At 51.7% G+C, this 20791-nt stretch carries 20 protein-coding genes; 7 read left to right on the plus strand and 13 right to left on the minus strand.

Annotated features, from left to right (window positions below; translation table 11 throughout):
* Positions 1–33: 33 nt before the first annotated feature.
* The gene (locus Q3O12_RS02040) at positions 34–1083 is read right to left on the minus strand and encodes a pseudouridine synthase (protein ID WP_301669117.1); all 1050 of its coding nucleotides are present in this window, start codon (positions 1081–1083) and stop codon (positions 34–36) included.
* Positions 1084–1308: 225 nt separating this feature from the next.
* On the opposite strand from Q3O12_RS02040, the gene pdxH reads away from it, so the two are divergent.
* Positions 1309–1941, plus strand: coding sequence for a pyridoxamine 5'-phosphate oxidase (gene pdxH / locus Q3O12_RS02045; RefSeq protein ID WP_301669090.1), 633 nt, complete (start codon positions 1309–1311; stop codon positions 1939–1941).
* A gap of 401 nt (positions 1942–2342) precedes the next feature.
* Here pdxH and Q3O12_RS02050 read toward each other — a convergent pair whose 3' ends face one another.
* The 8 genes from Q3O12_RS02050 to gatC all read right to left on the minus strand — a co-directional run bounded on the left by Q3O12_RS02050 (position 2343) and on the right by gatC (position 9194).
* Entirely contained in the window at positions 2343–2696 is a 354-nt protein-coding gene (locus Q3O12_RS02050; protein ID WP_301669091.1) for a hypothetical protein, read from the minus strand.
* A gap of 13 nt (positions 2697–2709) precedes the next feature.
* Positions 2710–3069 (minus strand): hypothetical protein, encoded by a 360-nt coding sequence (locus tag Q3O12_RS02055; RefSeq protein WP_301669092.1) that lies wholly within the window; start codon positions 3067–3069, stop codon positions 2710–2712.
* A 186-nt stretch (positions 3070–3255) separates the two neighbouring features.
* Positions 3256–3774: an SMI1/KNR4 family protein gene (locus tag Q3O12_RS02060; RefSeq protein WP_301669093.1), complete on the minus strand. Its 519-nt coding sequence runs from the start codon at positions 3772–3774 to the stop codon at positions 3256–3258.
* Positions 3775–3896: 122 nt separating this feature from the next.
* Positions 3897–4907 (minus strand): 2Fe-2S iron-sulfur cluster-binding protein, encoded by a 1011-nt coding sequence (locus tag Q3O12_RS02065; RefSeq protein WP_301669095.1) that lies wholly within the window; start codon positions 4905–4907, stop codon positions 3897–3899.
* An 86-nt stretch (positions 4908–4993) separates the two neighbouring features.
* Positions 4994–6424: an Asp-tRNA(Asn)/Glu-tRNA(Gln) amidotransferase subunit GatB gene (gene gatB / locus Q3O12_RS02070; RefSeq protein WP_301669096.1), complete on the minus strand. Its 1431-nt coding sequence runs from the start codon at positions 6422–6424 to the stop codon at positions 4994–4996.
* Positions 6425–6466: 42 nt separating this feature from the next.
* On the minus strand, positions 6467–7399 hold the full coding sequence (locus tag Q3O12_RS02075) for a VirK/YbjX family protein (RefSeq protein ID WP_301669097.1): 933 nt from the start codon (positions 7397–7399) through the stop codon (positions 6467–6469).
* Entirely contained in the window at positions 7396–8841 is a 1446-nt protein-coding gene (gatA, locus tag Q3O12_RS02080) for an Asp-tRNA(Asn)/Glu-tRNA(Gln) amidotransferase subunit GatA (protein WP_301669098.1), read from the minus strand. Before gatA ends, Q3O12_RS02075 begins: the two co-directional genes overlap by 4 nt.
* 62 nt (positions 8842–8903) lie before the next feature.
* Positions 8904–9194 carry an Asp-tRNA(Asn)/Glu-tRNA(Gln) amidotransferase subunit GatC gene (gene gatC / locus Q3O12_RS02085; protein WP_118814611.1) on the minus strand — a complete coding sequence of 97 codons (291 nt, stop codon included), beginning with the start codon at positions 9192–9194 and terminating at the stop codon, positions 8904–8906.
* A 150-nt stretch (positions 9195–9344) separates the two neighbouring features.
* Between gatC and Q3O12_RS02090 the strand changes: the two genes are divergently transcribed.
* On the plus strand, positions 9345–9998 hold the full coding sequence (locus Q3O12_RS02090) for a MarC family protein (protein ID WP_301669099.1): 654 nt from the start codon (positions 9345–9347) through the stop codon (positions 9996–9998).
* Positions 9999–10002: 4 nt separating this feature from the next.
* Positions 10003–11346, plus strand: a complete 1344-nt coding sequence (locus Q3O12_RS02095) for an aldehyde dehydrogenase family protein (RefSeq protein ID WP_301669100.1) — start codon at positions 10003–10005, stop codon at positions 11344–11346.
* 48 nt (positions 11347–11394) lie between these two features.
* Here the strand turns inward: Q3O12_RS02095 and Q3O12_RS02100 are convergent, their stop codons facing one another.
* The 4 genes from Q3O12_RS02100 to Q3O12_RS02115 form a co-directional block, all read right to left on the minus strand.
* Complete coding sequence (locus tag Q3O12_RS02100; RefSeq protein WP_301669101.1) at positions 11395–11823, minus strand: DUF4124 domain-containing protein; 429 nt, start codon at positions 11821–11823, stop codon at positions 11395–11397.
* Positions 11824–12167: 344 nt separating this feature from the next.
* Complete coding sequence (locus tag Q3O12_RS02105) at positions 12168–13424, minus strand: RsmB/NOP family class I SAM-dependent RNA methyltransferase (RefSeq protein ID WP_301669118.1); 1257 nt, start codon at positions 13422–13424, stop codon at positions 12168–12170.
* A gap of 35 nt (positions 13425–13459) precedes the next feature.
* Positions 13460–14317: a DUF1853 family protein gene (locus tag Q3O12_RS02110; RefSeq protein ID WP_301669119.1), complete on the minus strand. Its 858-nt coding sequence runs from the start codon at positions 14315–14317 to the stop codon at positions 13460–13462.
* Positions 14318–14387: 70 nt separating this feature from the next.
* Positions 14388–15206: an RNA methyltransferase gene (locus Q3O12_RS02115; RefSeq protein WP_301669103.1), complete on the minus strand. Its 819-nt coding sequence runs from the start codon at positions 15204–15206 to the stop codon at positions 14388–14390.
* Positions 15207–15449: 243 nt separating this feature from the next.
* Here Q3O12_RS02115 and Q3O12_RS02120 point away from each other — a divergent pair, with 243 nt between their 5' ends.
* The 4 genes from Q3O12_RS02120 (at position 15450) to Q3O12_RS02135 (ending at position 20592) form a co-directional block, all read left to right on the plus strand.
* The gene (locus Q3O12_RS02120; RefSeq protein WP_301669104.1) at positions 15450–16235 is read left to right on the plus strand and encodes an inositol monophosphatase family protein; all 786 of its coding nucleotides are present in this window, start codon (positions 15450–15452) and stop codon (positions 16233–16235) included.
* Positions 16236–16255: 20 nt separating this feature from the next.
* Complete coding sequence (locus Q3O12_RS02125; RefSeq protein ID WP_301669105.1) at positions 16256–16390, plus strand: hypothetical protein; 135 nt, start codon at positions 16256–16258, stop codon at positions 16388–16390.
* Between the two features lie 257 nt (positions 16391–16647).
* Positions 16648–18918, plus strand: coding sequence for a TonB-dependent receptor (locus tag Q3O12_RS02130; protein ID WP_301669106.1), 2271 nt, complete (start codon positions 16648–16650; stop codon positions 18916–18918).
* Positions 18919–19041: 123 nt separating this feature from the next.
* Positions 19042–20592, plus strand: coding sequence for a YdgA family protein (locus tag Q3O12_RS02135; protein WP_301669107.1), 1551 nt, complete (start codon positions 19042–19044; stop codon positions 20590–20592).
* Positions 20593–20791 lie beyond the last annotated feature (199 nt).

The raw sequence follows: 20791 nt of genomic DNA on the forward strand, positions 1-20791 counted from the left end.
TGTTTCAGACGGCATTTTTGTGTTTTGGCGGGTTTAGGCTTTTTTGCGGCGGCGTTCGCCCGGTAGCAGCATGTCCGCCCATTTGAGGATGTTGGCGACTTCGGCGGGGTTGAGTTCGTAGAACTGTCCGCGTTTGAGGCGGTTGGGCAGTCCGATGGGGCCGAAGCCGACGCGCACGAGGCGGCTGACGGTGAGCCCTTGACTTTCAAAAATACGGCGCACTTCGCGGTTGCGGCCTTCTTTAATTACGACGTTGTACCATTTGTTCGCGCCTTCGCCGCCTTGTTCGTAGATGCGTTCGACTTTTGCCAAGCCGTCTTCGAGCATTACGCCTTCTTCGGTGAGGACGCGCATTTGTTCGCCGGTCAGCCCGCCCAGTACGCGCACGGCGTATTCGCGTTCAACTTCGAAGCTGGGATGGGCGAAACGTTGGACGAGTTCGCCGGAGGTAGTGAGGATGAGCAGGCCGCTGGTGTTGATGTCTAAGCGTCCGATGGCGACCCAGCGGCTGCTGGCGGCCTGCGGCAGGCGGTCGAAGATGCTGACCCTGCCTTGCGGGTCGTCGCGGGAGACGATTTCGCCTTCTTGTTTGTAATACAGGATGATGCGCGGCAGGCGGTCCGCCCATTTGAGCTTGATGATGCTGCCTTTGACGGTAACGTGGTCGTCGGGGGTGACTTTGTCGCCCAGTTGCGCGGTTTTGCCGTTGACCGTTACCCAGCCGTTGTTGATCCATTCTTCCATTTCGCGGCGCGAGCCGACGCCGGACGCGGCAAGCACTTTTTGCAGGCGTTCGGGTTCCATGCGCGATAGGTCGCTGCGGCGTTCTTTCAAATCGCGCGCGTGTTCCATAATTTTTTGGTTGGGATTGCGGACGACGAGTTTTTTGGCTTTGGCGGCGCGCTGTTTGGGGGCGTTTTGCGGCTTGATGCCGTCTGAAGCTTTTTGTCCGTAAGCTTTGGCGGCGGTTTTGCGCGTTTCGTCTTTGGGACGGGCTTTGCTTTTGAAAGGTTTGGCGGTTTTCTTGGCAGACGGGGCTGCGCCGTCGCGCCATTGGCGTTTGCTGGTGGGTTGCTTGGACATCATTTTTCCTAACTCGCTTGATAAAGCGGTTCTTCTGCGGCGTGTGCGGCAGGACGGGTTGATAAAATGCCGCCCTCGGTCGGACGGTTCGCTATTGTACCTTATGTGGCGTGTTTGCGGATGAAATCGTTGTTGCGGCTTGGGGTCGGGGCAAAGTTTGTGCAACGGTTGAAATCAGTTTGCGTGCGGGGGTAGAATCTTTCAAATGACAAGAGGAGCGGTAACATGGATTTGCACAATATTCGGGAAGATTACAGCAAACGGGAATTGTCGGAAGCCGATTGCGCCGACAATCCGATCGAGCAGTTCGAGCGGTGGTTGGACGAGGCGGTACGCGCACAGGTCAACGAGCCGACGGCGGTCAATGTGGCGGCGGTCGACGGACGCGGCAGACCCAACAGCCGTATGGTACTGCTGAAGGAAGTTAATTCTGAAGGTTTTGTTTTCTTTACGAATTATCACAGTCGCAAGGGGCGTTCGCTGGATGCCTGTCCGTTTGCGGCGATGACGTTTTTTTGGCCGGAGCTGGAGCGTCAGGTGCGCGTGGAAGGGCGTGTCGAAAGGCTGGCGGAGAAGTTGTCGGACGAATATTTTGAGAGCCGCCCGTATCAGAGCCGTTTGGGTGCGTGGGCAAGCGCGCAGAGCGAGGTGATTCTGAACAAGGCGGTATTGGTGGCAAAGGCGGCGGCGGTCGGACTCAAACATCCTCTGCACGTTCCCCGTCCGCCGCATTGGGGCGGCTATATTGTGATTCCCGATTTGCTTGAGTTCTGGCAGGGCAGGCCGAGCAGGCTGCACGACCGCATCCAATACCGTTTGCTGGATGGCGGCTGGATACGCGAGCGGCTGTCGCCTTGAACGGGAAAAAACATATGCCGTCTGAAAACCGGAATCAGGTTTCAGACGGCATTTTTTCATGGGGAAAATACGGACGGGAAGTTTTTTGTGTTCCGAACGGAAAGCCTGAATCCTCTTTTGAGGTTATCTAAAACAAGATTTAATTCAGTCCTAAGCTTCTCATGATGAAAAATGTAAACATGGTTTTCTATAACTTATTCTATAACTTGGCCGGTATGGATGCCTGAGCTGATAGTAATGTCATTTTTAGCATACACGGCAAGCACGCGCAGGGTGGGCAACTTGTTACCCACGCAGTATTTTCAGACGGTCTGAAATAAAATTCCGTGAAGCCCAAACCGCGTATACATGAATGCACACCCTACCATTTCACGATTAGTATGTTGCACAGGCTACGCAGACTAAATATTTATATTCTGCATACCAATTTTTTTTGCCAACCTAAAAAATAATTTGCAAGCTTCATTATTTAATGTTTCTATATACTCATCAATATCAATTACATTTGTAATATATGATGTATTTGCATGCTTGTTAAATTCTAAATTTACAATTTTAGTGCCATTGACTAATATTTTATATATATCTTCTTCTTCCGGAAGCATAGATAAACAATAGGCACTTGTTGCTAAAAACTTCTTTTTTAAATCATCAATAAGAAATGTATTATTAAGCAAAATATCATTAAATTCATTTAATGACTGCTCAACTTCATTCTCTGTCCAAATTTTAGTTTTTTGATTACGTTGTTTCATTTTATTCTACTAATTATGTATTCAATAAACTCAAATCATCATTTGTTGGAATGGTAAGGTGATTTTCATTATTTCTAAATTCCCCATTAACATATTCTGAGAATGCACATGTTTTGCAGCAATAAACTAATCTATTAGTCTCGATTTCCTTCCATAAATCAAAACCATAGGTGCCATGGCAAATATTACATTCCATATCTGGTTCTTGAATAATAAATAAATTCTCTAAAAAATTTTGTAGCGATTGATAAATATATGGATTATTTCTTTGCATGGAAATATCTATTTCCCGTTTAAGAGCTTTTAAATCGTAAAAACTAATTAGTGATTTTTTTATTGGATAATTAGGGATATCTAAAATTTCTATATTCATAAATTTAGAAATATTTGAACGGTGATCTAAAAATTCTTTCTCTAAACCAGGATAATCATGTAACCATTTAAGAATTAAAGTTGCGAGTAAGATATGATCTACATTATTACCTATACCCTCTATTTTTTCTTTTAAAGAAAGTATTATTTTTTTTTTGCATAATTACTGCCCTTTTACTATAGCTTACTATATTTGTGGATTCTTTTTGAATTCCTTTATTCTTGCGTATATTTCAGGATTTTCTTTTTCTAAGTCATCCAAAAACATATCTTCGGAGGTTAAAGATGATATAAAAGCATCAAATGTCTTATTAAGCATGACGATACTTTGGGCATTAAACTCTGTATCGATAAGTTCTGTATCAATAAAATATACAAAACCATAATTTTCACCATTACTTACATTTATAGCAAAATGATTGCCGAAAGAATCTTCTGCAAACAATAACATACCTTTTTCTACTTTCAATCTGTATGCTTCATGGTTATGTAACCCATACATATGATGAACAATAGTCCCACCATTACTATTAAATGAACAAATTGTATTTATTGGTTTAGCCCCATTAAAATGGCATAAATAGTTTCTATAATCTTTAGGAATTTTGATTGAAAATTTTTTTTCAAAATTTTCTATTTGAGTGATATGACATTCGCCAAATGGATTAGGCTTTTCGAAAAAAATTGAATTGCTCAAACTATTCATTATAAGATCTTCGTTAAATTAAAATTTAATGGTTAAATTTACTGTTATTTCTTAATTGTCTAACCCTCTCCTGAAATTTTAAATAGGATTGCCAATTCTGAAAACCTTGCCTCACCGGGGAATTATGATGCGGACGGCGTGAATGCGTCGGAGAAAAACAAGTTTTCCGGTAGCTTATGCTGTTGCACAAACAGATTTTTTGCTTGTTCGGTCATGACAGGGGAGCCGCAGGCAAACACTTCGTATTCCGACAGGTCGGGGTAGTCTTGTGCCGCGATGTCTTGTACGTGGCCTTTTCTTCCTTGCCAGCCCTTTCCGGGGCGGGACAATACGGGGGTGAAGCAGGCGTTTTTCAGACGGCATGCCAACCCTTGTGCTTCTTCGAGGGCATACAAATCATCTTGATGACGCGCGCCCCAGTAGAAATGGACGGTGCGGCTGCTGTCTTGGCGGATAAGGTCGAGCAGGATGCTGCGGATGGGGGCGTAGCCTGTGCCGCTTGCCAGCAGGATGACGGGCTTGCCGCTGTCTTCCTGTAAGGTAAACGAACCGAGCGGGCCTTTAACGCGGACGATGCCTTTTTCTTTGACTTTGGGTTCGCTGCCGAAAATCATTTCCGAGCAGACACCGTTTTCGCGCCTGCGGATGTGTAGTTCCAAAATGCCTTCTTGGTCGGGCGAATTGGCGATGGAGTAGCTGCGGCTGACGTTGCCCGGCAGCAGTAAATCAATGTATTGCCCGGCGTAGAAAGTAAACGGCGGGGCTTTGGGCAGGGCAAGTTTCAGGAGGGCGACATCGTGTTTGAAAACAATGCTTTCGATGCGTGCGGGCAGGGTGCGGACGGGTAGGGCATCGGCTTTGTAGCCGGGGATGTTGATGCTGATGTCGCTTTGCGCGGTGGTGCGGCACATCAAAATCTTGCCTTGCGCTTTTTCTGCTTCGGATAAAGCCTGTTCCGAGTGTCCGCCCATTTGAATATCGCCGCTGACCAGTTCGGCTTTGCATTGTCCGCAGACACCGCTTTTGCAGGAATGGGGCAGATTGAGGTTTTGACGGGCGGCAGCGGCCAAAACGGTTTCGCCTTCGTTGGCGGCAAAGGTGGTTTGGTCGGGCAGGGTAACGGTGTGGTTCATATTGTTTTTTATGCTGTTTTAATGTGGTCAGACTGTGAAAATGCCGTCTGAACGTCGGATTTGGGTTTCAGACGGCATCTTGCTTGTCAGGCAAGTTTGGCTTTAATCAGCTCTTGAACCTGCGCGGGGTTGGCTTTGCCTTTGCTGGCCTTCATTACTTGTCCCACAATCGCATTCAGGGCTTTTTCGTTGCCGGATTTGAATTGTTCCACGGCTTTGGCGTTGTTTGCCAGCACTTCGTCCACAATGGCTTCAACTGCGCCGGTATCGGTCATTTGCTGCAAGCCGTGTTTTTCAATGATTTCGGCAATGGTGGCTTCGGGTTCTGCCCACATGGCTTCAAAGGCTTTTTTCGCCAGTTTGCCGCTTAATGTGCCGTCGGCGATTTTGCCCACCAGTGCGGCGAGGCGCGGGGCGGTAATCGGGCTGTCGGCAAGTTCCAAACCGGCTTTGTTCAGCGCGGCGGCGAGTTCGCCGTTCATCCAGTTAGCAGTCAGCTTGCCCTGTCCGCTTTCTTTGGCGGCTTCTTCAAAATAGGCAGCCTGTGCGCGGCTGGCGGTGAGCAGGCGCGCGTCGTATTCGGACACGCCGTAATCCGCCACGAAACGCGCCGCCATTTCTTTCGGCAGTTCGGGCATTTCTGCTTTGGCTTTTTGCAACCGGTCGTCTGAAATGATAACGGGCAACAAATCTGGGTCGGGGAAGTAGCGGTAGTCGTGCGCGTCTTCTTTCAAACGCATCACGCGGGTTTCGCCTTTTTCCGGGTCGAACAGCATCGTTGCCTGCTGTACTTTGCCGCCGTCTTCCAAAATCTCGATTTGCGCTTCCACTTCGTAATTGATTGCCTGCTCCAAGAAACGGAAGGAATTGAGGTTTTTAATCTCGCGGCGCGTGCCGAATTCCGCTTGACCTTTCGGACGCACGGATACGTTGGCATCGACGCGGAACGAACCTTCCGCCATATTGCCGTCACAGATGTCCAGCCAGGTTACCAAGCTGTGTAAGGCTTTGGCGTAGGCAACGGCTTCGGCGGCGGAGCGCATTTCGGGTTCGGATACCACTTCCAACAGCGGCGTGCCGGCGCGGTTCAGGTCGATGCCGGTCGCGCCGTTCAAGCCCTCGTGCACGGATTTGCCTGCGTCTTCTTCCATGTGGGCGCGGGTTACGTTGATGATTTTCACATCGTCGCCGACTACGATTTCCAATTTGCCGTGTTCGACAATCGGCAAATCCAACTGGCTGATTTGATAGCCTTTCGGCAAGTCGGGATAGAAGTAGTTTTTGCGGTCGAACACGTTTTTCCGGTTGATTTTTGCATCCAAGGCCAAACCCAATTTGATGGCTTTTTCAACGACTTCGCGGTTCATTACCGGAAGCACGCCCGGCAGCGCGCATTCCACCACGCTGGCGTGCGCGTTGGGTTCTGCGCCGAATGCGGTCGATGCACCGCTGAAGATTTTGGATTTGGTGTTCAATTGGACGTGGATTTCCAAGCCGATTACGGTTTCCCAGGTCATAAGAGGTTCTTTCTCTAAAATATCAATTCGATAGTCTTCGCGTCAGGCTGTCCGGCGGAGCGGTTTTTCCGTTTGGATGCCGTCTGAAATGCCGCGTGCTTCCGTTTTCAGACTGTCCTTCATCTCTGCAACCATGTTGTCCAGCATTTCATAACGTTTGCGGTACATCGAGCGTTTTTTGCTTTCGATATCGGCAAGGTCTTTGCGGGCGGGGGTTTGGGGGAGATGCCAGTAGCCGTCCCGTTCCAAACTTGCGCCGTATTCCTGCCAGAATGCGTCGTAATTCATTTTGACGCGCTTTTTAAGTTTCCAGCGTAATTTGACTTGATGTTTTTGTGCAATGCCTATCGCGCCGTCTAATTTTAATGCGGCGGCGAAATATTGCAGCGCGGTTACCATCAGTTGTTGGGGACGCAAGCCGTGAAGTTGTTTGGTTATGCGGCGGACGGTGTCTTTGGCTTCTTCACCTGACGGCCCTTGTACGGAGGCTGTCAGCAGGTGTGTGCCGACAAAGGCGAAGGTCGCCATATACAGCCGGTTGCCTGCTTCATCGCGCAAAGATAAAGACCACGCGCCTTCTTCGACGCAGTTGTCGTTGCGGTTGAGCCACAAGCTGATGCCGTCTGAAAGGTGTGCCAAGACCAGATGGAAGCGGCAGTCTTCCATTTGGTGCAGAATGTCTGTGCCGAACAGTTTTTCCGCCATGAGAAAATCTGCCGTCATCGCATCTAAACGGCGTTTGCAGTTAAAACGCCTGTCAACAAATTCGCGCAGCAGCGGATAGGCATTTTGCGGGCAGTGGAGGAACAGCCCCTGACGGATAGGGGAGGCGTTGACAAACTGCTCGAAGGCGTAAATTTCTTTTTTTCCGAAAAATTTTCGCAATGTGTATTTTAAATGTTGCAGCCGATATAAAGGGGCATAGCTGTAAACGGTGCGAAAATCGGGGAAGGTAAAGGTGCGGTTCTGCTTCATTCGGGTCGTTTGCCGTGCCAATCGCTGTTGAGTTGGATTTGATGCGCCGCACCGAGGATTTTGGCTTCGGCGAAGTAGTTGCCGACAAGCTGAACACCGACGGGCAGTCCGCCGCCGCTGAAGCCTGCGGGCAGGGTCAATGCGGGCAGTCCGGCGAGGTTGACGGCGATGGTGTAAATGTCGCTCAAGTAGGTTTCAACCGGCGAAGCATCCGCTCCGATTTTGGGTGCAGCGGAGGGTGCGGTTGGCGCGAGGATGAGGTCGCACCGTGCAAATGCCGTCTGAAAATCATCGGCAACGAGGCGGCGCAGTTTTTGGGCTTTGAGATAATAGGCATCGTAGTAGCCGTGCGACAGTACATAAGTACCGATCATGATGCGGCGTTTGACTTCGCTGCCGAAACCTTCGGCGCGGGTTTTGCCGTACATTTCTTCCAAATCGCCGAATTGGGCGGCGCGGTGTCCGTAGCGCACGCCGTCGTAACGTGAAAGGTTGGTGCCGGCTTCTGCGGAGGCAAGGACGTAGTAGGCGGGGATGGACAGCTTGGTTTGCGGCAGGGAAACTTCGACCAATTCCGCGCCTTGCGCTTTCAGCAAATCAATGGTGTTCTGCAATGCCGTCTGAACATCGGCGCTGTTGCCTTCGCTGAAGTATTCTTTGGGCAGGCCGATTTTCACGCCTTTAAGCGGTTTGTCCAAATCGCGGGTGTAATCTTCTTTTTCGCGTTCGAGGCTGGTGGAGTCTTTGGGGTCGAAACCTGCCATTGCGTTTAACAGAATCGCGCAGTCTTCGGCGGTTTGCGCCATCGGACCGGCCTGATCGAAGCTGGAGGCGTAGGCGACCATACCGAAGCGGGAAACCGTGCCGTATGTGGGTTTGATGCCGGTAATGCCGCAGTGCGACGCGGGTTGGCGGATAGAGCCACCCGTGTCCGAACCGAGCGAGGCAGGGGCGAGGCGCGCGGCAACGACGGCTGCCGAACCCCCTGACGAACCGCCGGGGACGTGTTCGTGATTCCACGGGTTTTTGGCCGCGCCGTAGAAAGAGTTTTCATTGGTCGAACCCATAGCAAACTCGTCCATATTGGTGCGGCCGAGCGTTACCATACCTTCGTCGAGTAGGTTTTGGACGACGGTGGCCGTGTATGGGGAGATGAAGTTGTCGAGCATTTTGGAAGCGCACGCGCTGCGCCAGCCGGTTTGGCAGAAAATGTCTTTGTAGGCGACGGGTACGCCGGTAAGTGCCGAAGCGTTGCCCTGAGCGATACGTTCGTCGGCGGCACGGGCTTCTGCAAGGGTTTTATCTTGGTCGATGGTGATGTAGCCGTTGAGGGCGGGATTTTTTTCGGCAATGGCGGCAAGGTATTCGCTTGCCAGTTCGACGGCGGAAATCTGTTTGGACTGCAACAGGCTGCCTGCCTGTTTCAATGTGTATTGGGTCATAAATCTTCCATCCTTAAAGGGCTTCGGGCGGTATTGCTGATGCCGTCTGAAGCGTATTCGGATTATTCTTCGATAACTTGCGGTACGATGTACAGACGGTTGCGTACTTCCGGCGCAACCGCCTGATATTCGGCGGCGCGGTCGGTTTCGGTTACTTCGTCTTCGCGCAGGCGCAGGGCGGCCTCGTGCGGGTGCGCCATCGGTTCGATGCCGTCTGTGTTGATGGTTTGCATCTGTTCGACCATAGAGAAGATGTCGTTTAATTCTTGAAGCGATTTTTCTTTTTCTTCCGCAGTCAGGTGCAGTCGGGAGAGTCGGGCGATTTTGTCTACGTCGGCAAGTGTCAGTGCCATGAAAAGCATCCTTGTCTGATGGTAAAGATACCGTCGTTCGGGTATGATGGGGCGTATTGCTTGAATTTTTAATTATAACGGAAAAATCCGTTGCGGCGGCAATTTGCAGCATCGAATGCCTGCCGTACGGGTTTGAAGGAGGGGGAAATAATGGGATTGGGTATGGAAATCGGCAAGCTGATTGTGGCTTTTTTGGTGCTGATTAATCCGTTCAGTGCGTTGTCGCTTTACCTTGACCTGACCAACGGGCACAGCACGAAGGAGCGCAGGAAGGTTGCGCGGACGGCCGCCGTCGCCGTGTTTGCCGTGATTGCGGTATTTGCGCTGATCGGCGGTACGCTGCTGAAGGTTTTGGGCATCAGCGTCGGTTCGTTTCAGGTCGGCGGCGGAATTTTGGTGTTGCTGATTGCCATTTCGATGATGAACGGCAACGACAATCCCGCCAAGCAGAATCTCGGCGCGCAGCCGGACACGGGGCAGGCGCGCCCCGCCCGCAATGCCGGAGCGATTGCCGTCGTGCCCATCGCCATACCGATCACCATCGGCCCGGGCGGTATTTCGACCGTGATTATTTACGCTTCGGCAGCCAAAACGTACAGCGACATCGCGCTGATTATCGTGGCCGGTTTGGTGGTCAGTGCGATTTGTTATGCCATTTTAATCGTTGCCGGGAAGGTCAGCCGCCTGCTGGGCACGACGGGGCTGACGATTTTAAACCGCATTATGGGTATGATGCTGGCGGCGGTATCGGTGGAGATTATTGTGTCGGGACTGAAAACGATATTCCCGCAACTGGCAGGTTGATTCGATGTTTCACAGTGTCAATGTATTTACGGGCGAAACACTTTACCGCCGCCCCGCTCAAGATTATGCGGAGTTTGAACGGCGGCTGGCGGATTTGAAAATGCGCGGCAGGGCGTTCGCGCAATTGGGCGTAACCGAACGTGCCGCGCGTCTGAGGCGGTTTGCCGACCGTTTGGAGGCGGAAAAAGAGCGTTTTGCGGAAATGGTGTGCGAAGAAGTCGGACGCTGCCTGCACGAATGCCGCGCGGAAATCGTCAAGTCTATCGAACTGATACGCTATTACGCCCGCCTCGCCCCCGAACTGCTTGCCCACAAAACCATTGCGACGCAGGCGAGTTTGAGTCAGGTGCGCTTCGAGCCTTTGGGCGTGGTGTTTGCCGTCATGCCTTGGAACTATCCCGTCTGGCAGGTATTGCGTTTCGCTGTTCCCGCCATGTGCGCGGGCAACGCGTGCGCCGTCAAACCCGCGCTCAGCGTGGCACGCGTCAGTCAGGCACTGTTCGATTTGGCTTCAGACGGCATTCCTTTGGCAGGCGCGTGGCTGGATGAGGCGGACACGCTCAAAGCCATCGAACACACCGACGCAATGGCGTTTACCGGTTCGACGCATACGGGGCGCATCCTTGCGGCACATGCGGGCGCAAACCTCAAGAAAACCGTCTTGGAGCTCGGCGGCAGCAACGCCTTTATCGTGATGCCCGATGCCGACTTGGAACGCGCCGCCGCAGAAGCCTGTTATTCCCGTTTCCGCGATGCGGGGCAATCGTGCAACGCCGCCAAGCGCATCATCGTAACCGAAGCCGCAGCCGATCGTTTCATCCCGCTGTTTCTTGCCGAATGCGCCAAATTGAAAATGGGCGACCCCAAACATCCCGATACCACGCTTGCACCGCTGCACCGCGAAGATTTGCGGAACCGGGTTCACGGGCAGGTTGAAGACGCCGTTTCAAACGGCGCGGTATGCCTGGCCGGCGGAAAAATCCCACAAGGGCGAGGCTGGTTTTACCCCGCAACGGTTTTAGACAGGGTAAATCCTGCCTGCCGCGTCTGGAGAGAAGAAGTATTCGGGCCGGCCGCCCTGATTTTGCGTGCTGCAAACGAAGAACACGCCATCGCGCTCGCCAATGATTCCCCGTTCGGGCTCGGCGCCTGTATTTATACCGCCGATACCGAACGCGCCTGGCGGTTTGCCGAAAAAATACAGGCGGGATCGGTGTTTATCAACCGCCATACCAGCAGCGATTTGCGCCTGCCTTTCGGCGGAGTCAAAGATTCCGGTTACGGGCGTGAATTGTCCGAATTCGGGCTGTACGAGTTCGTCAACGTCAAAACCTACTGGCAGAAATAAACAAACCCCGTGCCGCTTCAGACGGCATGGGGTTTGCGCTAGAGCCGATCAACGGCAGTATTTGTTCACATCGTTATTGTATTTCCGAATTAAATCATCTTTGTTTTTCGCATTTGAGTTTCCCACCGCCTTCAGGTTCATTTTTGAAATCCGGCAGTTTTCTTCTTTGTTCTGCCGTTCGGTTTCGGCAATTTTTTTCTTTTCTTCCTCAAGCTGCCCGTTTTTCTCGGTAATATCCTTTTTGTTTTCCTTCGCACTGTCCGCATTCTTATCGACGGCAGGTTTGGGCTTGACCGCCGGTTTGGTTTGGCGCGTCCGCAGGTTGAGGATTTGGCTCTGGTCAGGATGGAGCTGTTTCGGTACATCCGAATAGCTGTTGCCGCCGCCGTCCTTCCAAGTAAAGACGGCGGCTTCGGCAGGCGGTATGAGCAGGAAAGAGGCGAGGGTAAATATGATGACGGATAAAGAAAAGTTCATTAGGGTTTCCTTAATGGTTGGCTGCCGAGGCAGCATCAGGATTGGCTCGGGCGGTGTCTTTTCCGGGTTCGGGTCAAAGTGGGGAAGAAACTCCGCCTTATATGGTGCTTTATATATTGGAGTAAAACAGATTCCCAAAAATATCATTGGAATATGTTTATGCTACCGTATATTTCGACAAAGAAAAAGAAAATTGCAGCCCGGTGCGTATAAAATCCGATGGGAGCGTGCTTCTGCCTTTGGTGTTGAATCGGTTGAATCTGCGGTGTTTTGATATTTTTAATTGATGAAATGCCGTCTGAACGCTTTGAAAAGGGTTCGGACGGCATTTTGTTTAAACAGGGTTATTTGCGTTGCAATACGGCGGCGAAGAAGCCGTCGGTTTGGTGTCTTGCCGAATCGAGGCGCAGGTATTTTCCGGTATCCAAATCGATTTTCAGGCTTTGCAGCAGCTCGGCGCAGTTGACGGGTTCAAATTCGGGATGTTCGGACAGGAAGCGTTCGACTTGCAGCTCGTTTTCTTCCGGCAACACGCTGCAAGTGGCGTACACCAAGCGTCCTTGCGGTTTCACCAGTTTGGATGCGGCATCGAGGATGCTGTGTTGCTGTTCCAAAAGCTTGGCGACGGTCTCGGCGGATTGGCGGTATTTGAGGTCGGGATTGCGGCGCAGTGTGCCTAAGCCGGAGCAGGGCGCATCCACTAAAACGCGGTCGGCTTTGCCTGCCAGTCGGGTGATACGGGCATCGTGTTCGCTGCTGATGCGTTCGGGGTGGACGTTGGTCAGTCCGGCGCGGGTCATGCGCGGTTTGAGGTTGGCAAGGCGTTTTTCGGCAATGTCGAAGGCGTAGATTCTGCCTTTGTTCGCCATTTGCGCACCGACAGCCAAGGTTTTACCGCCGGCACCGGCACAGAAATCGACAATGATTTCGCCGCGTTTTGCGCCCACCAATAAGGCAAGCAGCTGGCTGCCTTCGTCTTGGACTTCCAGTGTGCCGTCTAAAAACAGTTCGTGTTTGTTAAGCGCGATTTTGTTTTTCAGGCGGATGCCCCAAGGCGAATAAGGCGTGGCTTCTGCATCGGCACTTTCGGCTTGCAACAGCGGCAATACTTTGTCGCGTTTGCCTTTCAAGGTATTGACGCGGATGTCGAGCGGGGCAGGTTGGTTGATGCTGCGGCCGAAGGCGAGGATTTCTTCTTCGCTCAAATGCTGTTGCAATTGTTCCACCAGCCATTGCGGCAATTCTGCGGCGGTATTCAGGCCGTCTGAAAACTCGGTTTTACGGGCTTTCAAATTGCCGAGGAACTCTGTTTCTTCTTCATCAAGCAGGTCTTTGATTTGGCTGATGTTGGTGCTTCTGCCGAGAACCAGTGCAGCGAGAGCGGCTTTGCGCGGCTGCGCATGCGGACGGCGCAGGGCAGTACTGATTTTTTGATAGTGGCGCAGCGCGGCAAAGGCAGTTTCGGCGATTTCGTGGCGGTCTTGGCGGCCGAGCTTTTTGTGTTCGCGGAAATAGGCAGAGAGGACAGCATCGGAAGGCTGTTTGAAAGTCAGCATTTCAGCCAAAACTTTGGCGGTATGGTCGAGTTGTGCGGCGTTCATAATGTAATGGGTTCTCTTAAAGTTGGGAAAGGGTTTCAGACGGACTTCATAATGCGTTCGATTTCGTGCCAAAAGCCATCCGGCCGTAATTCCAAAACGGCAATCAAGCCTTGGTCGATACGGCGGATTTCGGTTGCGTTTAATGCTTCGGTTTCGGCGACACGCGCAGGCGCGAGATAGGCCATACGGTCGAGCAGGTGGTAGCGGGCTTCTTGGCGTTCAAACCCGTATTCCGCCCAATCTTGAATATAGACGCCGCGCCAACCGTATGGATTAAGCGGCGGCTCAAAAGCATGGAAACCTTGTGGAAAAAATCCGATGCCGCGCACGACGGACGCGGGTTTTACGGTAAGCGGCAAACCGTGTCGCCGCAAGGTTCGGATGCCGTCTGAAGTGTGCGGCAGACCGAGTTGGGCGGTCAGCTTGGCGGCTTTTCCCAACAGCGTGTCTTTGGGGTTGAGTCCGCGCATGTTTTCGGGTTTGCCCGTGCCGCCGCCGTAGTATTTGCAGGTCAGCTCGATATGGTAGGGCTTGCCGTTAAGCCTTGCCACAAAATCCGCCGCGCCTTGCGTATTGCCGTCCGAACCGGAAACTGTGAGGTTGTGCGCGAGCAGTTCGGTGTGTGGGGCGTTGGCAAACCAAAATGCCGACAGTTCTTCGGCGTAAATGCCGAGGCGGTGGCCGAACGGGGCGCGTCGGGCGAGGTGTTTCTTCAGCGGCGCGGGATTGGCATCCAATGCCAAAAGGTAACGGAAACCGCGTTCCCCCAGTAGTTCGCGCACGCCCAATTCGCAACCGCTTTGCCACAAAGGCGGCGCGGTCAGCAGCGAGGCTAAATCCCGCACGGCAGGGTCGGTCAGTTTCCACCACAGGGCATCGAGGGCGTAGTTCATGGTTTTCCTGTTTCTGTATTCTGATTTTTCCTGAAATGCCGTCTGAAAAGCGGATTCAGACGGCATGTGCTTAGGATTGCCCGTCCTTCAGACGCTGTTGCAGCGTATTGAAAAAACCGCGCAGGATGTCGATGTCTTCCGTTTGCGTGTTGGCGCGTCCGAACAGGCTCTGCATACGGCGCATCAGGCGTTCGCCGTTGCGGCGGTTGAAAAAGCCGATGCTGTCCATCACGCTTTCCATATGGGCGACCATACCTTTGATTTGCTCGTGGGTCGCGGTATGGTCTTCTTGTTGAAGGTGGGTCATGGGCGAATCGGTTTGGCTGAAGATTTCGTAGCACACGACCTGCACGGCTTGGGCGAGGTTGAGCGAGAAATAGTCGGGGTTGCCGTTGATGGTCATCAGTCGGTTGCAGGCTTGGACTTCTTCGATGCTCAAGCCGAAAGTTTCGTTGCCGAACACGAGTGCGGCCTGTTCGCCGCGTTGCGCCGCCTGCAACAGCTCGGGAACAAGTGCGCGCGGCGTTTGCAGCGGGGCGGTGATTTCGCGGCGGCGGCTGGTGAGGGCGCAGGCGATGGTGGTATCGGAGAGGGCTTCGTCCAGCGTGGCGACGATTTTGGCGTTGTGCAATACGTCCGCCGCGCCCGAAGCGAGGATGAAACTTTCTTCAGGCAGTGCAAAACTTTGCACGTCATCGGGATTGAAAACGGGCGGATTTTCCGTCATCGGCGTTGCCATCAGATTGGGGGCGACGATGGTCAGTTTGTGCAGACCCATTGTTTTCATTGCGCGTGCGGCAGAGCCGATGTTGGCGGGGTGGCTGGTGCGGGTCAGGACGATGCGGATGTTGTCCAGATAAGCGGGCAGGGCGGGTTTTTCGGAAGTCATGTTCGGTTTTCGGTCGGAATGGAATAGGGTATAATGCGCCGTCTTTTTCGTTCGGACGGTCAAATGCCGTCTGAACTGTTCTTTAACAACGTCGGAAATTTAACGTTGCGCCTGAAGTAGACACGCGTCAGGCGGTATTTTACCCGATTTGGCAGGGTTTACCCCAACCAAATAAACTCCGATTTTGCCGCTCCGAAGGACTGCGCGTCCGAACCGGCGGTATGCCACCCTTAAGGAAATCTGATGAATCCGTTTTTGAATACAGCCTTTAAAGCCGCCCGCCGTGCCGGTCAGATGATGATACGCGCCGCAGGCAACCTCGATGCCGTCAAAACCGACAGCAAAGCCTTCAACGATTTTGTTTCCGATGTTGACCGCAATTCCGAAATCATCCTGGTTGAGGCTTTGAAAGAAGCCTATCCGCACCACAAAATCACTTGCGAAGAAAGCGGCTCCCACGGCGAAGCCGCTGCCGAATACGAATGGATTATCGATCCGCTCGACGGCACGACCAATTTCCTCCACGGCCATCCCCAATACGCCATCTCTATGGCACTCCTGCACAAAGGCGTGTTGCAGGAAGCTTTGGTGTACGCCCCCGAACGCAACGACGTTTATATGGCTTCGCGCGGCAAAGGCGCGCTGCTCAACGACCGCCGCATCCGCGTTTCCAACCGCATCGAATTGAACCGCTGCCTGATCGGTACGGGCTTCCCCGTTGTCGATCAAAGCATGATGGACAAGTATCTGGCGATTTTGAAAGACTTTTTGGCAAAAACCGCCGGCGGCCGTCGTGAAGGCGCGGCTTCTTTGGATTTGTGCGCCGTAGCGACTGGTCGTTTTGACGGCTTTTTCGAGTTCAACCTCAAACCGTGGGATATTGCCGCAGGCGCATTGATTGTTCAGGAAGCGGGCGGTATCGTAACCGATATGACGGGTGAAGACGGCTGGCTGGAAAGCGGAGATATTGTGGCTGCCAATCCCAAAGTGCTGGCGCAAATGTTGAAAATCATTTCCGCACACGTTTAAATTTCAGCCCGCTCCCGGAAATGCGGGAAAACGGGCGGGTATGCCGTCTGAAGTATCGTGCCGATATTTCAGACGGCATTTTTATTGGCAGCGGGGGCAGGAAGGCGGAAACGGTCAAATGTCCGAAACTGCCGAGGATGGAAACCCATATCTGATTAAACGGAGAAACCTGTGCAATTTGTCATTTCCAGCTCAGTCATTTAAATGCAGTTTGATGGAAGCTAAATCGGCTGTGGTAGAAAACAGACACCGGAGAATAAAAAATAAACCAATATTTAACAGTAAGATAACTCCGCCTGATTGAGTTTTTCCAGTAATAGTTGTGATTATCAAATATAATTGCTGCTCGAATATCTGACAAGTTTGTTTATTTTTATATTTATTCCTTAATACTTAAAAAGAGAGCGTTTTCATGAACAAAAAACTTGCCTTAATGCCGCTGTTGATTTTGAGCGCGTTTTCGTCTGCCGCCGACAATGTTCCGCAGCAGGGCGAACTCGGACAGGTTCATGTCCGTGCCGATGCCAAGCGCGTCAAAGCCGCCCGTTCTTACTCCATCGCCAGCGACGGCGACTTGCGCGACCGTGTGAATTTGGGTGTGTTAGGCAAAGCCAACGCCTTTACCGCTCCGATTACCGTGGTCAATTACGACGAAAAAGCCCTCAACAATACTGAAGCGCGTACTTTGGTGGATGCCGTAGCGAAAAAAGACGCTTCCGTTTGGCAGTTCGGCGGCGAAAGCAACACGCTGACCGGCCTGTATTTCCGAGGTTATCAGCTTGATGCGCGCCAATTCAGCGTCAACGGTTTGGCGGGTATGTACGGCACGCAAGGCACAGCCAGCGTGCAAGTCGGCTCCGCACAGCTGATTAAAGGCGCGTCCACCGCCGTAAACGGCATGGACCCCGAAGGCGCGGTATCCGGTTCCGTCAATATCGAAACCAAAAAAGCCGCCGATGAAGGCAACCGCAAAATCGGTTTGGGCTATTTCAGCAACAGCCGCGCCCAAGGTACGTTCGACTTGGGCCAACGCTTCGGCGAAAACAAAGAATTCGGTGTGCGCGCCAACGGCAAACTGCGCCACGGCGACACCCCGCGCCACGGTTACAGCGAGGACAACAAAGAATTTGCCTTGAATGCCGACTATCGCGGCGAAACACTGCGCGTGGCATTCGATTCCATCTACGCGAAACGCAAAACCAACGGCGGCCGCGCGCGTATTCAGGATATTCAAAATGCCGGCGGACGCTTGTTTGACGCGCCCGACGGCAAAACCAACCTGCTGCCTGCGTGGAACTGGCAAAATACCGTCGGCGAAACCAATATGCTGACCTTTGAATGGGATACGTTTGACAATGCCCAAATTACCGGCGGCATCGGCTACAACAAGGCGCGCTATTACGGCACGCTGATTTCCCCGACCGTTTGCGGTACAGGCGGTGCGAGCAGCCAAACCGCAACCTGCACGGCTGCCAACCAATACCACACCGGCACGGCGAAACTGACCGACCAATATTTCCGCACCTTGAGTATGAACTTGACCGCACGCGGCGAATTTGAAACCGGCCCGGTTACGCATAATTGGAGTACGGCTTTCGACCGCATCATCCGTCAACGTGCAACGATCGATGGTAGTGCAGCCGGAACAAACAAGGCGGAAGTGAAGGCAAACGGAAATATTGAGCATCAATTGGCATCGTTTACAGCCGACTATCCCAATTCTTGGGCGAAAACCGCCACCAAGGATGTCAATATCAAAGTCAACAGCCTTGCTTTGTCCGATACACTGGGTTTTGCCGGCAACAAATATCGCTTGACCTTGGGCGGTCGTTTCCAAGCAGTTGAATCCACCGACAAGAAAAAATCACAGAGCGCTGATGCCAAACGCTTCAGCCCGATGCTGATGGCGGCGTGGGTGCCGCAGCCCGATTTGGTAGTTTACGGCAACTATATGGAAGACCTTGAGCCTGCCAACATCAAAGACGACGGCACAGGCAACACCACGCTGGCTAAACCGAGCGTCAGCCGCCAGTTTGAAATCGGTGTACGCAAAAACTGGGGCGATTTTGTTACGACGTTGAACGCGTTCCAAATCAAACGCCCGGGATACTGGCGCGGTCAGACCGATAAGAAAGGCAACCTGACTTATGGCAACAATTCCGATTTCGCCCGCTATAAAGCGCAAGGCGGCGCAGACGGAGATGAACAAGGCATGGAACGCAGCCGTGGTATCGAATTCAATGCCTATGCCAATCTGTTAAACAAAACCCTGCGTCCGACTTTCGGCCTGATGTACTTGCAATCGACCGTGAAGAATTATCCGAATTCGCGCGATATGCTGGTTAACGGCGTACAAGTTGCCAACCCGCGCGTGATTGCCAAAGCGGGCGTGGAATGGGATACCCCGTTTGCCAAAGGTTTGACCTTGAACGGCAACGTTTCGTATTTCGGCAAGTCTTACCAAGATACGAAAAAACAATACGCCTTCCCGTCTTACATTTTGGTTGACGTAGGCGCGCGCTACAAAACCAAGCTGGGCAAAAATACTTTGACCGTCAGCAGCTCGGTGGAGAACCTGTTCAACAAAAACTACTGGCAGGTACAGCGCGGACAATTCGACCGCAGCTTCGCCGTCGTCGGTATGCCGCGCACTTACTGGCTGAAGGCGGAATTGGATTTCTGATTTCTCCGCATCCGGAAAATGCCGTCCGAACAGGTTTCAGACGGCATTTCTTTTAAAGAAATATGGCGGGATACGCTTAAATAATGCTATTCTAGTGCCTTTGAAACCTGCTTGTTTGAAGTGATGAAAAAACCTTTGATTTCGGTTGCGGCAGTATTGCTCGGCGTTGCTTTGGGTACACCTTATTATTTGGGTGTCAAAGCCGAAGAAAGCCTGACGCAGCAGCAAAAAATATTGCAGGAAACGGGCTTCTTGACCGTCGAATCGCACCAATATGACCGTGGCTGGTTTACCTCTACGGAAACGACGGTCATCCGTCTGAAACCCGAATTGCTGCATAATGCGCAGAAATACCTGCCGGATAACCTGAGAACAGTGTTGGAACAGCCGGTTACGCTGGTAAACCATATCACGCACGGTCCTTTTGCCGGCGGATTTGGCACGCAGGCGCACATTGAAACCGAGTTCAAATACGCGCCTGAAACGGAAAAAGTTCTGGAACGCTTTTTTGGAAAACAAGCTCCGGTTTCCCTTGCCAATACCGTTTATTTTAACGGCAGCGGTAAAATGGAAGTCAGTGTTCCCGCCTTCGATTATGAAGAACTGTCGGGCATCAGGCTGCACTGGGAAGGCCTGACGGGGGAAACGGTTTATCAAAAAGGTTTCAAAAGCTACCGGAACGGCTATGATGCCCCTTTGTTTAAAATCAAGCTGGCAGATAAAGGCGATGCCGCGTTTGAAAAAATGCATTTCGATTCGGAAACTTCAGACGGCATCAATCCGCTTGCTTTGGGCAGCAGCAATCTGACCTTGGAAAAATTTTCCTTAGAATGGAAAGAGGGTGTCGATTACAACGTCAAGTTAAACGAACTGGTCAATCTTGTTACCGATTTGCAGATTGGCGCGTTTATCAATCCCAACGGCAGCATCGCACCTTCCAAAATCGAAGTCGGCAAACTGGCTTTTTCAACCAAGACCGGGGAATCAGGCTCATTTATCAACAGTGAAGGGCAGTTCCGTTTTGACACGCTGGTTTACGGCGATGAAAAATATGGCCCGCTGGATATCCATATCGCCGCCGAACATCTCGATGCTTCTGCCTTAACCGTATTGAAACGCAAGTTTGCACAAATTTCTGCCAAAAAAATGACTGAAGAACAAATCCGCAATGATTTGATTACTGCAGTCAAAGGCGAGGCTTCCGGATTATTTACCCATGACCCGGTGCTAAATATCAAAACTTTCCGTTTCACCCTGCCTCAGGGAAGAATTGATGTGGGCGGAAAAATCATGTTTAAAGACATGAAGAAGGAAGATTTGAACCAATTGGGACTGATGTTGAAGAAAACCGAGGCAGACATCAGAATGAGTATTCCTCAAAAAATGTTGGAAGATTTGGCGGTCAGTCAGGCAGGCAATATTTTCAGCGTCAATGCCGAAGATGAGGCGGAAGGCAGGGCAAGTCTTGACGACATCAACGAGACTTTGCGCCTGATGGTGGACAGTACGGTTCAAAGTATGGCGAGGGAAAAATATCTGACTTTGAACGGCGACCAGATTGATACTGCCATTTCTCTGAAAAACAATCAGTTGAAATTGAACGGTAAAACGCTGCAAAACGAACCGGAGCCGGATTTTGATGAAGGCGGTATGGTTTCAGAGCCGCAGCATTAATGTAAGGCGACGGCAGCTTTTGCACAAATTTACGGCAGCTTTTGCACCACCGAAGCGTAGGAAATTGTATCAGCTTTTGCGCAAATTTATCCCCGTTTAATGGTCTGTTAAACAGTGAAGCGCACCGAGAAAAATCTCGGCATTTTCTGAGAAAAAACTTTGGCAATTTATTGCATTATTTGCAACTCCCTTGCACTTT

Source organism: Neisseria benedictiae (assembly GCF_958267435.1).
Classification (GTDB): Bacteria; Pseudomonadota; Gammaproteobacteria; order Burkholderiales; family Neisseriaceae; genus Neisseria; species Neisseria bergeri.

Coding starts and splice junctions, on each gene's coding strand:
- Q3O12_RS02075 (WP_301669097.1), bottom strand. CDS start 7,399: ATGAAGCAGAACCGCACCTTTACCTTCCCCGATTTTCGCACCGTTTAC.
- Q3O12_RS02040 (WP_301669117.1), bottom strand. CDS start 1,083: ATGTCCAAGCAACCCACCAGCAAACGCCAATGGCGCGACGGCGCAGCC.
- Q3O12_RS02050 (WP_301669091.1), bottom strand. CDS start 2,696: ATGAAACAACGTAATCAAAAAACTAAAATTTGGACAGAGAATGAAGTT.
- pdxH (WP_301669090.1), top strand. CDS start 1,309: ATGGATTTGCACAATATTCGGGAAGATTACAGCAAACGGGAATTGTCG.
- gatA (WP_301669098.1), bottom strand. CDS start 8,841: ATGACCCAATACACATTGAAACAGGCAGGCAGCCTGTTGCAGTCCAAA.
- gatB (WP_301669096.1), bottom strand. CDS start 6,424: ATGACCTGGGAAACCGTAATCGGCTTGGAAATCCACGTCCAATTGAAC.
- Q3O12_RS02110 (WP_301669119.1), bottom strand. CDS start 14,317: ATGAACTACGCCCTCGATGCCCTGTGGTGGAAACTGACCGACCCTGCC.
- Q3O12_RS02120 (WP_301669104.1), top strand. CDS start 15,450: ATGAATCCGTTTTTGAATACAGCCTTTAAAGCCGCCCGCCGTGCCGGT.
- Q3O12_RS02105 (WP_301669118.1), bottom strand. CDS start 13,424: ATGAACGCCGCACAACTCGACCATACCGCCAAAGTTTTGGCTGAAATG.
- Q3O12_RS02090 (WP_301669099.1), top strand. CDS start 9,345: ATGGGATTGGGTATGGAAATCGGCAAGCTGATTGTGGCTTTTTTGGTG.
- Q3O12_RS02130 (WP_301669106.1), top strand. CDS start 16,648: ATGAACAAAAAACTTGCCTTAATGCCGCTGTTGATTTTGAGCGCGTTT.
- Q3O12_RS02125 (WP_301669105.1), top strand. CDS start 16,256: ATGCGGGAAAACGGGCGGGTATGCCGTCTGAAGTATCGTGCCGATATT.
- Q3O12_RS02100 (WP_301669101.1), bottom strand. CDS start 11,823: ATGAACTTTTCTTTATCCGTCATCATATTTACCCTCGCCTCTTTCCTG.
- Q3O12_RS02095 (WP_301669100.1), top strand. CDS start 10,003: ATGTTTCACAGTGTCAATGTATTTACGGGCGAAACACTTTACCGCCGC.
- Q3O12_RS02055 (WP_301669092.1), bottom strand. CDS start 3,069: ATGAATATAGAAATTTTAGATATCCCTAATTATCCAATAAAAAAATCA.
- Q3O12_RS02115 (WP_301669103.1), bottom strand. CDS start 15,206: ATGACTTCCGAAAAACCCGCCCTGCCCGCTTATCTGGACAACATCCGC.
- Q3O12_RS02065 (WP_301669095.1), bottom strand. CDS start 4,907: ATGAACCACACCGTTACCCTGCCCGACCAAACCACCTTTGCCGCCAAC.
- Q3O12_RS02060 (WP_301669093.1), bottom strand. CDS start 3,774: ATGAATAGTTTGAGCAATTCAATTTTTTTCGAAAAGCCTAATCCATTT.
- gatC (WP_118814611.1), bottom strand. CDS start 9,194: ATGGCACTGACACTTGCCGACGTAGACAAAATCGCCCGACTCTCCCGA.
- Q3O12_RS02135 (WP_301669107.1), top strand. CDS start 19,042: ATGAAAAAACCTTTGATTTCGGTTGCGGCAGTATTGCTCGGCGTTGCT.